13 protein-coding genes are annotated in these 12,590 nt (G+C 46.3%); all 13 read left to right on the top strand.

Going from position 1 to position 12,590, the window contains the following annotated elements:
- Nucleotides 1-192 precede the first annotated feature (192 nt).
- The 13 genes from ACHAL6_RS13725 to ACHAL6_RS13665 all read left to right on the top strand — a co-directional run bounded on the left by ACHAL6_RS13725 (nt 193) and on the right by ACHAL6_RS13665 (nt 12,584).
- Complete coding sequence (locus ACHAL6_RS13725) at nt 193-429, top strand: hypothetical protein (RefSeq protein WP_395271236.1); 237 nt, start codon at nt 193-195, stop codon at nt 427-429.
- A gap of 27 nt (nt 430-456) precedes the next feature.
- Entirely contained in the window at nt 457-657 is a 201-nt protein-coding gene (locus ACHAL6_RS13720; RefSeq protein ID WP_395271235.1) for a hypothetical protein, read from the top strand.
- A gap of 167 nt (nt 658-824) precedes the next feature.
- Nucleotides 825-2,549, top strand: coding sequence for an ATP-dependent helicase (locus ACHAL6_RS13715; protein WP_395271234.1), 1,725 nt, complete (start codon nt 825-827; stop codon nt 2,547-2,549).
- Nucleotides 2,550-2,611: 62 nt separating this feature from the next.
- A complete protein-coding gene (locus ACHAL6_RS13710) occupies nt 2,612-3,577 on the top strand; it encodes an RluA family pseudouridine synthase (RefSeq protein ID WP_395271233.1) in 966 nt (321 codons plus the stop codon).
- Between the two features lie 12 nt (nt 3,578-3,589).
- Entirely contained in the window at nt 3,590-5,185 is a 1,596-nt protein-coding gene (locus tag ACHAL6_RS13705) for an oligosaccharide flippase family protein (protein WP_395271232.1), read from the top strand.
- A 148-nt stretch (nt 5,186-5,333) separates the two neighbouring features.
- Nucleotides 5,334-6,065 (top strand): zinc dependent phospholipase C family protein, encoded by a 732-nt coding sequence (locus ACHAL6_RS13700; RefSeq protein WP_395271231.1) that lies wholly within the window; start codon nt 5,334-5,336, stop codon nt 6,063-6,065.
- A gap of 11 nt (nt 6,066-6,076) precedes the next feature.
- Nucleotides 6,077-7,750 carry a DUF4080 domain-containing protein gene (locus ACHAL6_RS13695; RefSeq protein ID WP_395271230.1) on the top strand — a complete coding sequence of 558 codons (1,674 nt, stop codon included), beginning with the start codon at nt 6,077-6,079 and terminating at the stop codon, nt 7,748-7,750.
- A gap of 160 nt (nt 7,751-7,910) precedes the next feature.
- The gene (locus tag ACHAL6_RS13690; RefSeq protein WP_395271229.1) at nt 7,911-8,237 is read left to right on the top strand and encodes a hypothetical protein; all 327 of its coding nucleotides are present in this window, start codon (nt 7,911-7,913) and stop codon (nt 8,235-8,237) included.
- Complete coding sequence (locus tag ACHAL6_RS13685) at nt 8,224-10,170, top strand: V-type ATP synthase subunit I (RefSeq protein ID WP_395271228.1); 1,947 nt, start codon at nt 8,224-8,226, stop codon at nt 10,168-10,170. The genes ACHAL6_RS13690 and ACHAL6_RS13685 overlap by 14 nt, the downstream gene beginning before the upstream one ends.
- Nucleotides 10,171-10,189: 19 nt before the next feature.
- Nucleotides 10,190-10,669 (top strand): V-type ATP synthase subunit K, encoded by a 480-nt coding sequence (locus ACHAL6_RS13680; RefSeq protein ID WP_395271227.1) that lies wholly within the window; start codon nt 10,190-10,192, stop codon nt 10,667-10,669.
- Between the two features lie 47 nt (nt 10,670-10,716).
- Nucleotides 10,717-11,271: a V-type ATP synthase subunit E gene (locus ACHAL6_RS13675; RefSeq protein WP_395271226.1), complete on the top strand. Its 555-nt coding sequence runs from the start codon at nt 10,717-10,719 to the stop codon at nt 11,269-11,271.
- A gap of 10 nt (nt 11,272-11,281) precedes the next feature.
- Nucleotides 11,282-12,283, top strand: coding sequence for a V-type ATP synthase subunit C (locus ACHAL6_RS13670; protein WP_395271225.1), 1,002 nt, complete (start codon nt 11,282-11,284; stop codon nt 12,281-12,283).
- Nucleotides 12,276-12,584: a V-type ATP synthase subunit F gene (locus tag ACHAL6_RS13665; protein WP_395271224.1), complete on the top strand. Its 309-nt coding sequence runs from the start codon at nt 12,276-12,278 to the stop codon at nt 12,582-12,584. The genes ACHAL6_RS13670 and ACHAL6_RS13665 overlap by 8 nt, the downstream gene beginning before the upstream one ends.
- The last annotated feature ends 6 nt before the right edge of the window (nt 12,585-12,590 follow it).

Below are 12,590 nucleotides of genomic sequence, written 5' to 3'. Positions count from 1 at the left end.
TGTTTTGCCCACGATTATCATTCTTTCCTAATTAATTATATCAGATTGCATCGGATTTTCGAAAACGGAAGCGTGATGTTTTTCTCCTGTGAGATGAAAAGGAAGATGGATGCATTTAAGGAAATGATGAAACATTTCTGGTAGAATAAGAGATAATAGGAAACAGAAACTGATCTGGAAGGGGGTTATACTATGTTTTTCAGACTGGACGATCGGAAAGAACCCATGAAGTTTCGAAACGATACGGCAAGCTACATGATCTGGGGAGGACTTCTGGCTGCTGTGGCCGGATGGTTCTGGCAGCCTGTAGCGCTGGGTGCGCTGGCGGTGTTTCTGGGCTTCTTTTCCATGAAATCACCAAAGGGCGCCTGGGGAATCCCCGTATTCATTCTGGGGGTCATCACCATGCTCAGCAGCATCTACAGATAATAGTCGACAAAAAGAGGAGGGGTTTTCTTGCTGCTTCAGCTTATGAACGGACTTGGTTATTTCTACTACTGGACCTGGTTCATCTGGCCGTTTTTCCTGGTCTTCGGACTCTATACTGCGCTGTCCTCGCTGATTCTGGAGAAGAAAGAGTCAGGCGGAATGGTGCTTCTGGCGGCGGTGTCGCTTCTTGTGATTCTTGCCGGAATCACTTCTCCGAATTTCATGTAGAACGGAATGAATGGAATCCTAGAGGCTTTATGGCCTCTTTTCATTTGCCCGGGAAAGCATCGGATTTCTCCTTGATTGCATAATATAATGGACGGATTCTTTCCTAAGCAGATGAAATAGGGTAGAATAGAGACTTACGAAAGAAAAGGGACTGGAGGAAGATAATTTTGGAACTGGACAAGTATCAGCAGAGTGCATATCTGACAAAAGAAAATAAGGTTCTCGTGGTGGCACCCCCGGGATCGGGCAAGACCACGGTGATGCTTCGAAGACTCCAGCATATCATAGAAGAAGGCGTTTCTCCGAAGAAGATCGTCGTACTGACTTTTTCCAAGGCATCCGCGGTGGAAATGGAAGAGCGTTTTCAGGGGAAGGGCAGTGTAAGACCCTTCTTCGGCACCATCCATGGACTCTGTTATCGGATTCTTCGAGTGAAAAGTGGAAACATCAGCATGATCTACGGGAAGGATGAATTTCTCATCCGCAGCAGGCTCCAGAAGGAACTGAAGCTGGACCACGATGACGTGGAGACCATACTGAGAGATATTTCAAAATACAAGGTGAAGACCTATCTGAAGGAGACGGACCTGGTGCTGACGCATAAGGATGATCTGTTTGAGAAGGCTTATGATATCTATGAGACGGAGCGGAAAAAGCGTGGACTGCTTGATTTTGACGATCTCCAGATCGAAGTGCTCCGCCAGTTTGAAGACGAAGCGTTTCTGACGGCTTTCAGAAATGCCCACAGTCATATCCTCATCGACGAGTTTCAGGATCTGGACCCCATTCAGCTGAAGATCATACAGAAGATCTCCATGGAGCGCAGACTGTTCTGCGTGGGAGATGAGGATCAGTGCATCTATGCCTTCCGGGGATCGGATCCCAGCGGGATGATCGATTTCGAGAAGATGTTCCAGGGGAAGAAGCTGTATCTTAAATACAACTACCGCAGCACGGAAAACATCGTGAACTATGCGGGAGAAGTCATCCAGCTGAACGCTCTCCGGAACAAGAAGGAGCTTCTTGCCAGCCGAAAGGAAAAGAGGAAGATCACGAAGATCTTTCCTGAAAATCAGGAGCTGATGCTGCTGGACATTGCCAATGAAATCAGAAAAGACGCTTTCGGAAGTTATGCCATTCTCTACAGAACCAACAGAGAAGGCATGCGTGTGAAGGAATTTCTGCGTAAAGAGAAGATTGCCTTTCATTCCAGAGACAACTACAACTTCTTCAAGGGATTCATCGCCAAGGACATCCTGGATTATCTGAGAGCGGCTTATCAAGACGATAGAGAAGCCTTTTTAAGGATCGTCAACAAACCCTACCGATATCAGTCCAAAGCGGATATGAGAAAGATCGGCCTGGGAGAGGATATCGAGAAGATCCTTCTGGACCCTACCAAGAACAATTACTCGATCATCAAGAACAGAGAGTTTCTTCGGGATCTTTCTGGGATCAGGAAAATGACGACTGAACGTGTGGTGGAATACATCGAGAAGGTGCTGGGCTATGAGGAGTATCTTAGAACCTACGCGGAGCGTACGGGAAGAGACGAAGAAGAGCTTTTCGAGGAGCTGGATGAAATGAAGGAAGTGGCGGCCTACTATGACAATCCGCTGGACCTGCTCACGGCTTCCACAAAAGAGGCGGAAGTCACAGAAGCGAAGGTGTCTTTGTCCACGGTACATGGCGTAAAAGGACTGGAGTTTGACAAGGTATTCGTCATCAATGCGGTGGAGGGCTATATGCCTCACGGTGCATCCCTGGAGAATCTGGAAGAGGAAAGAAGAATCTTCTACGTGGCCATCACCAGGGCGAAAGAAGAGCTTCATATCTATAGCCCAAGATTTATTCATGGAAAAGAGAGAAAAAGAAGCCGTTTCGTACTATAATATAGGGTGATATAAAATTTAATGATGCTTTTGCGCATTCTGCAATGAATTAGGAGATAAATATGAGAATAGAAATTGGACCCAACGAAGCTGGTCAGAGACTGGACAAGTTCCTGAGGAAATATCTGAAGGACGTCCCGCTGTCTGCCATCTTCAAGACCATACGAAAAGGGGATGTCCGGATCAACGGAGCAAAAGGGAAGGAAAAGACTTTCCTGGAAGAGGGAGATGTGATTGAAATCAAGTATCTCTATTCCGATGCGCCCAAGGCCAAGAAGAAGGTCTATGATGTGGAACCTGAATTCAAGGTGACTTTTGAAGACGAGAACATTCTGATGGTGGAGAAGTGGCCCGGCATCCTTGTACACAAGGACAATGAGGGAAGCGACCCTACCCTGACGGATCAGGTGCTGACGTATCTGTACAGAAAAGGGGAATTCGACCCCAATGAAGAGAAGACCTTCTCCCCATCCCCGGTGAACAGACTGGATCGAAACACCTCCGGCATCGTCATCTACGGGAAGAACTATGAAGCGCTGAAAGCCCTGAATGAAATGATCCGAGACGGCAGAATCGTCAAGAACTATTATGCCATCGTCAAGGGTAGAATCAAGGATGGAGAATACAGAGCCTACATCGAGAAGAGAACCGACGACAACATCAGCAGTGTCAGTGATGAGGCAGGTCCTGGAAAGAAAGAGATTGCCATGACCGTGAAAACCGAAGAGAGCACAGGACAGTTTTCCCTGGTGGAGCTGGATCTTCTCACAGGAAGAAGTCATCAGTTAAGAGCCCATCTGGCATCCTTAGGCAATCCCATCATCGGCGATCCGAAATACGGAGACAAGGAAATCAATAATTATCTCATCAATAAATATCACCTGACCTTCCAGTTCCTCTACGCATATAAGGTGACCTTCAGGAATCCCGACGGGAAACTGGAATACCTGGGCAACAAGGTGGTGGCGGAGAAGCTTCCTCCACTTCTGAAGAAGATCAAGAGTGATCTGTTCAAGTTCGATCTGTAAGCGGAGGAGTCTATGAAACAGCAATCCACAGGAAAGGGGTTCGCCTATTTATCCATGGCGGAGCTCCTTGTTAAAATCATGTCTGTGGTCTATGTGCCACTTCTAATCAGAATACTGGGCGGGGTAGGTCACGGCATTTATGTTGTGGCCTATGACGCATTTACGCTGATTTATGTGCTGACCAATGAAGGCATCCAGAGAGGAATCTCGAAACTCATTTCGGAGCTCTACGCACAGAACAACCCCAGAGATGCCCTTCGGGCTTTTCGTCTTTCAAGAACCCTCCTCATCGGAGGAGGACTTTTTGCGGGGCTTCTTCTGTTTTTCATGGCGCCCTTCATTACCCAGGCTGCGGAGACACCGGAGGCGACCCTTGCCATAAGAGCATTGGCACCCACGGTGATGATCACCGCCATTTTATCTTCCTACAGAGGATATTTCCTGGGCCGAAGATATGTTTCCGCCAATGCCTTATCCAAAATTCTGGAGCAGCTCATCAATGTGGTGGTTTCGCTGATTGGAGCGTATCTGCTCATGAAAGTGGACATGGTCTACGGCGTAGCCGGCGGAACCCTCGGAACCAGTGTGGGCGCACTATTCGCTGTTCTTCTGCTGGTGAGGGAATTCTATAAGGGAAGACTTCATAAAATCAGAAGAAGCGACCAGGATATGAATGCCTATCATCACACCAGCAAAGAGCTTGTGAGAAAACTGCTCTCTTATTCCTTCCCCATCACCATATCCGCAGGGGTCATCCATCTGGGCGGGTTCATCGACTCTCTGATCATCAACAACCGTCTTCTGGATGCAGGGCTGATTTATACGGCTGCAAAGACAGCCTACAGTGAACTGGCCAAGTTCAAGAGTCTGCAGTTCGTGCCCAACACCATCGTGGTGGCTCTGGCTTCGGTGCTTCTTCCAGGGGTTTCCGCTGCCAAGGCGGTAGGCGATGAGGACTCCATCCGAAAGAAGATCAATTATGCAGTGAAGATGGTCTTTCTGGTCTCTGTTCCCTCCTTTGTGGGCATGACCGTTCTGGCAGGCCCCATCTATGATGTTCTCGGGTACGAGACAGGTGTGGAGCTTCTGCGCTACGGATCCATCAGCGTCATTTTTCTGGGCATGATTCAGATTCAGACGGTGATTTTCCAGGGGCTCGGAAAGTTCTACTGGGGGACCTTCACCATGCTGGGCGGAATCCTTGCAAGACTTGTCATAAACTATGTCCTTGTGGGCATGCCTGAAATCAACATCATGGGCGCGCTGGTGTCCAATGTGGCCAACTTCTTCATTCCCTTTGTCATCAATCATTATCTGATCACTACGGTTTTGGGATACAGAGTGAAGCTTGGCAAAAATGCCTTCGGACCGGTGGTATCTGCCGTGTTCATGGGCATTGTGATATTTCTTCTTGGAAGACTTTTCGGAATGGTTTCAGCCGGCAGGCTCATAGCAAGCGTTCTCACCATGATCAACATCTTCATCGGGATGGGTGTCTATGCCGTGTCCATGCTTCTTACGGGAGGCATCACAAGTGATGAACTCAATGAGATCTCTCCAAGAATCTATCGCATGATTCCCAAGGGGATTCAGAGAAGAATGAAATAACTCCAAATGAAATTTTCACGGATTGTTTTTTGTGTTTCAAAGTTAAATATCCTATAATGGTAATAAGACAATTGAAATCAATTATCAATTAGAAAACATGGGTTTCAGAGAAAACAATCGATCTGAAATCAAAGGAGTTGTCGTAGCTATGGAAGGAACATTTGAAGAAAGAAAGAAGAACAGATTTGAAAATACCTATGGAAAAGTGCTGACGGGCATGATGCTCGCAGCCAATCCATTTAAAAAGATGGCATTCAAGACCCCCTGCATGGTGCACCGGTTCATCAACATTCAGGCCGTGGTGATTCTGGAGAACGAAGGCTACACGGAAGCCGCTGACTTCTACAAAGACCACATCAAATCCCTCAACGAGGGAGCCACGTGGGCAGACCAGGACTTCAAGTCCATCAACCACTTCTACCATAACGAGAAGCAGAAGGGACTCTTCGGATTCTCGGATGGTTTGACTGAAGCGCAGAAGAACATGCATAAATCTCTGCTGTATCTGGAAAAAGGAAACATAGAGCGTTCAGTCTTCTACCTGGGCGTATTCTGTCATCTGGCTCAGGACATGACAGTGCCACAGCATGTGAACAACAGGCTGCTGGACAGTCATAAATCCTATGAGACCTGGATCAAGAAGAAAATCTTTGCGGAAATCGATTATTCGGTGGACTCAGGGATCCTGAGATTTGAAACACTGGATGACTACATCAGAGAAAATGCTGTGGTGGCGAATTTCTATTATGAAAAGTACAAAAGCATAGAAGACAAGGAAGTCATGTACGAGACCCTTTCCAGAAAAATGCTGGAAGTGGCCCAGAATACAACGGCAGGACTTCTTCTGGACTACTATGAGAAACATTATAAAGACATATAAGGAAACAGAAGATGAAAGTAATACTTGCAGCAATCAATTCCAAGTACATTCACACGAACATCAGTCTCAGGTATCTGGAGAAGATCTCAGCGGATCTGAACGTGGAAACAGAGAGACTGGAGTTTTCCATCAACGAAATGAAGGACAAGATCCTGGAAGAAATTCTTGAAAGGAAACCTGACCTGGTGGCGTTCTCGGTGTATATCTGGAACTTTGATCTGGTCAGGGAACTTTCCGTGCTTATTAAGCGCGTAGACGAAAATATCGGTATACTTTATGGAGGACCTGAGGTCACATACGACAGTAAGAAACACCTATCCATCATGGCGGGAGATTTTATCATCCGTGGGGAAGGAGAACTTACCTATGTGGACCTTTTAGGTTCTCTTTTGCATGGAGAGGATCTTTCCGGCGTCAAAGGACTGACCTATAGAGAAGGCGCTGAGATTTTCCTGAATCCCGACCGGGAGAAGATGGATATGAGAAAAGTGCCCTATCCCTACGACGAAGGCGAGGACCTCACCGGAAAGCTCTCCTATATTGAAGCGTCCCGGGGATGCCCCTATCAGTGCAGCTACTGCCTGTCTTCTTCGGAACGGGATCTACGGTTCCTTCCCTATGACGAGGTGGTTCTGAGGGTGGACAAGCTCCTTGAAACCGGCACAAAGGTGGTGAAGTTCATCGACCGCACCTTCAACATCCACCCTGATGCCCTAGCCATCTGGTCCTACCTTATTGGCCTGGACACCGATGTGACCTTTCATTTTGAGATTTCACCGGACCTCATCACGGAGGAGCATGTGAAGCTTCTGCAGACCACGCCTGTGGGAAGGATCCAGTTCGAGGTGGGCATTCAGAGCACAAGGCAGGACGTATTAGTGGCCATAAACCGGTTCATCGGATTCCGTCAGGTTCTTTCCAAGCTCAGGGAACTGGTGAAGCTTCGAAACATCCACAATCATATGGATCTCATTGCAGGACTGCCCTACGATACCCTGGAGAGCTTCCACGAGAGCTTCAATGATGTCTATGCCCTGAAGCCTGATATGCTTCAGCTGGGATTCTTGAAGGTCATCAAGGGAACGCCCATGGAAAGAGACGCGGAAAAGTACGGCATCGTCTACAGCCCCTTTGCTCCTTATGAAGTGCTCAAGACAAGCTGGATGAGCTTTTCCGATCTGCGCAGTCTTCATCATACGGAGGAGGCGCTGGAGAAGTACTACAACTCAGGAAGATTTGAAGCAGCCCTGACCTACATACTGGCCGAGGAAGAGGATCCTTACAGATTCTACAAGGAACTTGGCGCATATCTTCAGGAGGGCTGCAAGGGGAGAAGCCTTGGTGCGAAAGAGCAGTACCAGGTGTTGCTGGAGTTCTCTCTCCGTTATCTGGAAGAAAGCGGACGAGCACCACAGAGGGTGGTCCTCAATGAGCTTCTGAAATATGACTGGCTTTCGGGAAATAAAAAGCAGTTTGTTCCCGAATTTCTTCACAGGAATTATCCGGACAACAGGGATCTGAAGAGGCAGCTGTCAAAAGAGCTGGGGATGAAGGTCCATGTGGAAATATTTAGTATGGATGTACTGAAGTATCTGCAGTCTGGAGAAGTGGTTCTCACTGATACTCCGGTGCTTTACGACGAGAAAAATGGACAAATTGTCAAAAATCGGTTGATATCAGTGTGAAATTAGCGTAAACTATATTCTATGTGGTATTATTTAACCTTTTAAATGATAAAGAATACACATTCCTTTTTCATAGAAGTTTTAAGGATACCATGGTAAAATTAGGAAGTATGGTAACGTTTTGCATATTGCACAGCAAAGAAGGAACGGGGGTGATAGGATGGCAAAAGAAGCATTGGATAAAGTAAGAGAAGCGGAGCAGAAAGCACGTGATCTTACAGCAGAGGCAAGTCAGAAGGCGAGAGACATCAGGCGTGATGCGGAAATGCTCGCCGACAAGAAATTCAAGGAAATCATGACCATGGGACAGAAAGAGTCTCAGGCACTGAAAGATAAGGCAATACAGGAAGGGGAAACTCTTGCGAAGCCGATTCTTTTGGAAGGAAAAAACCAGGCGGCAAAACTGGAGTCTCTGGAAGTCAATGATCTTGGAGACGCAGTAAATATTATAGTAGAGAGGATTGTGAAGGCAAATGGCAATCGTTAAGATGAGCAGCTTCAGCTTATTTACCTTCGACTCGGATCGGGAGAGACTTCTACATGAACTGCAGAAGTTCGGATCTGTTCACTTTACTGATCTGAAGGCTGATGAAACCTTATCGGAAGAAGGCCTTGAAACCTTGGAAGTTCCTGCAGATCTTGCTGTCATCGATGAGCAGATTCAGAGCGTGAAATATGCGCTGGATCTGCTGAAACAGTATGACGATCGAGAATCAGGAATTAAGGCAATGATTAAGGGTAAGGACAGCTTTACCTTCCAGGAACTGGAAGATAAGGTGGCTGATTTTGATTATGATCCCATCATTTCAGAATTCAGAGCCCTTACTGGAAAGATTGACCATCTAAGTCAGGAAGAAATGAAGCTAAAGGCCCTAACTGAAGAACTGCGGCCTTGGAAAAAACTGGACTACGAAGTCAGGTCCTTAAGAGATTTCAGCTTCAGTGAAGTCTTTACAGGCACCATTCCTAAAAAGCTCATGGAAAAGCTTAAAAACGAACTGGAACATCTCAAGGAGACTCATTTCGAAGTTTTAAGCGAAGGTAAAGATGAAGCATATATTTTAGGAATCACCTCTTCCACAGAAAGAGAAGAGTTCAATGAAATACTGAGAAACAACAGCTACACCAGCCTTTCCATTCCTTCAGAAGGGACACCGACTGCGGAGATGGAAAAAATCAGGGCCGATCTTTCAAGGATCAAGACTGAAAGGGCTGAAGTGAAGGCGGAAATCAAATCCATGGCGAATTACATGCCTCAGTTTGAAGAAGTCTATGAGTATCTTCTGAACAAGAAACTCAGATTTGCAGCGGAATCCAATTTCCTGAAGACGGAAAATGTCAATGTCATTTCAGGATATGTACCCACGGAGAAAGCGGCGCAGTTTCGAAAAGCGGTGGAAGGCACACAGGACAACGCGTTTTATCTTGAAATAGAAGATGCGGTGGATACAGGCAAGGAAGTGCCCATCATGCTGAAGAACGGAAGCTTCAGTGAAACCTTCGAGAGTCTCACCACCATGTATGCGCTGCCTACCTATAACAGTGTGGATCCTACGCCTTACCTGGCACCATTCTATTTTGCCTTCTTCGGCATGATGGTGGCGGATCTGGCTTATGGAATCATCCTGCTGGCCATCACAGGGGTTGCACTGAAATTCTTCAATCTGGACAAGGGAACGAAGCTTTTCGTGAAGTTCCTGTTCTATTTAAGCTTCAGTGTCATCGCATGGGGACTGATCTACGGATCCTTCTTCGGAGACCTGATCAAACTGCCGTCACTCATAGCACCGATGGAACAGTATACGGAGCTTCTTGTGATCTCCATCATCTTTGGTGGAATCCATCTGTTCTACGCACTGGCCATCAAAGCATATCTCTCCTTCAGAGAAGGAAAGCCGCTGGATGCGCTCTTTGATGTGGGATTCTGGTATATGGCACTCATGGGCGCCATCGGATTCCTGGCATCCGGATTTGTACCGGTACCTGAGATTGTGAAGCCCATTTCCATGTGGGTCATGATCATCGGTATGGTGGGCATCGTTCTGACCGGAGGAAGAGAGAATAAGTCCGTAGGCGGAAAGCTTGCTGGCGGATTCTACTCTCTGTACGGCATATCAGGATACATCGGAGACTTTGTATCTTACTCAAGACTGATGGCCCTTGGGCTCTCAGGCGGATTCATCGCTGTTGCCATGAATATGATCATGAACATGCTCTTTGACATGGGTCCCATCGGAATCCTGCCAGGTATCATCATCTTCGTATTCGGTCAGTTATTCAATCTGTTCCTTTCTGCCTTGAGCGCATACGTGCATACTTCAAGACTTACCTATGTTGAATTCTTCGGTAAGTTCTATGAAGGCGGAGGAAAGGCATTTAAATTATTTAGAAATAAATCAAAATACATCAACGTGGAATAAAATTTAGGAGGAAATTTAAATGAATTTTGGACAAGCTTTAGTTGAAAATGGCGGAATAGTTTTCGCGGTATTAGGTATCGCACTGGCGGTACTGCTTTCAGGAATCGGATCTGCAAAGGGTGTTGGAATTGTCGGTGAGGCCGCTTCAGGACTCATCATCGAAGAACCTGAAAAGTTCGGTAAGTCACTTGTTCTCCAGCTGCTGCCAGGTACACAGGGTCTGTACGGATTCGTTATCGGGCTGATGTCACTGGGTTCACTTACTGTAGAAATGTCCATGCAGCAGGGATTATACATCCTGTTCGCGTGTCTGCCCATAGCATTTGTGGGACTTTACTCCGCAATGTTCCAGGCGAAGGTCGCTGCAGCAGGTGTTGCAATCCTTGCCAAGAACGAAGAACAGTCCACAAAGGGTATCATCTACTCTGTAATGGTTGAGACCTACGCGCTTCTTGCATTCGTTATGTCACTGATTCTACTTTCTTCAGGTGGTTTCTAAGAAGTCAGAGAATTTTTTGAGAAAACGACGATAAAGGAAGTGAGTAAATGTCCAATCTGGGAAATCTAACAGATAAAATTCTGGAAGAAGCCAAGATCAAGGCACAGAGACAGATCGGAGAAGCAGAAGCTTTCAGTAAGGATACTGTTTCAAGGAAGGTCAGGGAAGCTGAGGAGAAGAAGGCGAAGATGCTTGAAAAAGCGGCTTTCGATGCGAATCTCCTGAAGGAAAGAATGATTTCCAATGCAGAAGTCAACAGCCGTAATGAGGTTTTAAGCAGCAAGCAGAAAATCATCGACAAGGTTTTTGAAGAAGCGAAGAAGAGACTTGGTGAACTGCCAGAGAATGATTACATAGAATATGTCAAAACGACTTTATCTTCTCTGAAGCTGAAGGGTACAGAAACCCTTCTGGTGAAGAAAGAATACAGAGATGACATCAAGGCACTGGGCCTTCCCTACGAGATTTCTGAGGAGTCCGTGGAATCCGGCTTCCAGGTGAAAGACGACAAGATCTCATTGAATTACAATTTCAATGACATGGTTGACTTCTACCGTGATGAGCTGGTCAAAGATGTAGCAGACGCATTATTTAAGGAATAGGAGGGATTTCATGAACAGAATGGATTTTTCCCAAGCTGTCATCAGAATAAAAGTTCTTGAAAAAAGGCTCCTATCTCGTGCAAGACTGGAAAGAATGGTGGATGCCAAGGATATGGATGAAGTGTTCAGAATCCTTGCGGAAACGGAATACCAGCAGCATCTGAATAATGTGGCAAGACCTGAAGATTATGAGAACATTCTTTCAGCGGAGCTCAGACGAGTGTACAAGCTCATGGATGAGCTTACCGGAGAAAAGATCATAACTCAGCTTCTATCCCTCAAGTATGATTACCACAATCTGAAGGTGCTTGTGAAAGAGCGCGTTCTAGGTAAGAGCCTCACTGGTCTCTATGTTCCTTATGGCACACAGGACCTGACGAAGCTCAAAGCGGCCATGTCTCAGGAGGACTTCTCGGATCTTGATAAGAGAATCGGAGAAGCGCTTTATGAAACTGTAGCGGAATACGAAAAGAGTAATGACCCTCAGATGATCGATATTGTTCTGGATCGGCATTACTACAGACATCTCCGCGCACTGGCTGATCAGACGGAGATTCCGATGTTCCAGGAGTTTGTCAAGAATCAGGTGGACTTCACCAACATGAAGACACTGATTCGAGTCAAGAAAATGGATAAGGAGATGAAATTCCTGGAGGAGGTTCTTCTGGATGGAGGGGCCATAGACAGGGACAAGATTCTTTATTCCATCAACGACTCATTGGATGGCATTCTGGACAAATTCCGCAAGGAAGATATCGGAAAGCCGCTGACCGAAGGACTTGAGGCATTTCGAAGAACCGGTAGACTGAGTGATTTTGAAAAGATCATCGACAATAGACTCATGGAGATCAACGAACCTTCAAGAAATATTGTCTTTGGACCAGAACCGCTGTTTTCCTACCTGCATGCCAAGGAAGCTGAAATCAAGGCACTGAGAATCATCATGATTTCAAAGATCAATAAGCTTTCTCCGGAAGTCATCAGGGAAAGGTTGCGTGATTTATATGTATAAGATAGGAGTAATCGGGGATAAGGATTCCATCCTGCCTTTCAAGGCACTTGGCATCGATGTGTTCCCTGTGGTTGGACCAGAGGAGACCAGAAAAACGCTGGATACTCTGGCCATGAAGAAATATGGAGTAGTGTTTATCACTGAACAGTCAGCTGTGCTCATTCCAGAGTCCATTGAAAGATATAACAAGGAACTTGTTCCTGCGGTGATTCTGATTCCAAGTAATCAGGGAAGCCTTCATATCGGTCTGGACAGAATCAATGAGAATGTGGAAAAAGCTGTAGGTTCAAATATATTATAGAAGGAG

The sequence above is a fragment of the Proteiniclasticum sp. C24MP genome (genome assembly GCF_043951855.1).
Taxonomy (GTDB): Bacteria; Bacillota; Clostridia; order Clostridiales; family Clostridiaceae; genus Proteiniclasticum.
This window is presented reverse-complemented; position numbering and strand designations above follow the sequence as displayed.

Coding starts and splice junctions, on each gene's coding strand:
- ACHAL6_RS13665 (WP_395271224.1), top strand. CDS start 12,276: ATGTATAAGATAGGAGTAATCGGGGATAAGGATTCCATCCTGCCTTTC.
- ACHAL6_RS13680 (WP_395271227.1), top strand. CDS start 10,190: ATGAATTTTGGACAAGCTTTAGTTGAAAATGGCGGAATAGTTTTCGCG.
- ACHAL6_RS13710 (WP_395271233.1), top strand. CDS start 2,612: ATGAGAATAGAAATTGGACCCAACGAAGCTGGTCAGAGACTGGACAAG.
- ACHAL6_RS13685 (WP_395271228.1), top strand. CDS start 8,224: ATGGCAATCGTTAAGATGAGCAGCTTCAGCTTATTTACCTTCGACTCG.
- ACHAL6_RS13725 (WP_395271236.1), top strand. CDS start 193: ATGTTTTTCAGACTGGACGATCGGAAAGAACCCATGAAGTTTCGAAAC.
- ACHAL6_RS13700 (WP_395271231.1), top strand. CDS start 5,334: ATGGAAGGAACATTTGAAGAAAGAAAGAAGAACAGATTTGAAAATACC.
- ACHAL6_RS13690 (WP_395271229.1), top strand. CDS start 7,911: ATGGCAAAAGAAGCATTGGATAAAGTAAGAGAAGCGGAGCAGAAAGCA.
- ACHAL6_RS13695 (WP_395271230.1), top strand. CDS start 6,077: ATGAAAGTAATACTTGCAGCAATCAATTCCAAGTACATTCACACGAAC.
- ACHAL6_RS13675 (WP_395271226.1), top strand. CDS start 10,717: ATGTCCAATCTGGGAAATCTAACAGATAAAATTCTGGAAGAAGCCAAG.
- ACHAL6_RS13705 (WP_395271232.1), top strand. CDS start 3,590: ATGAAACAGCAATCCACAGGAAAGGGGTTCGCCTATTTATCCATGGCG.
- ACHAL6_RS13670 (WP_395271225.1), top strand. CDS start 11,282: ATGAACAGAATGGATTTTTCCCAAGCTGTCATCAGAATAAAAGTTCTT.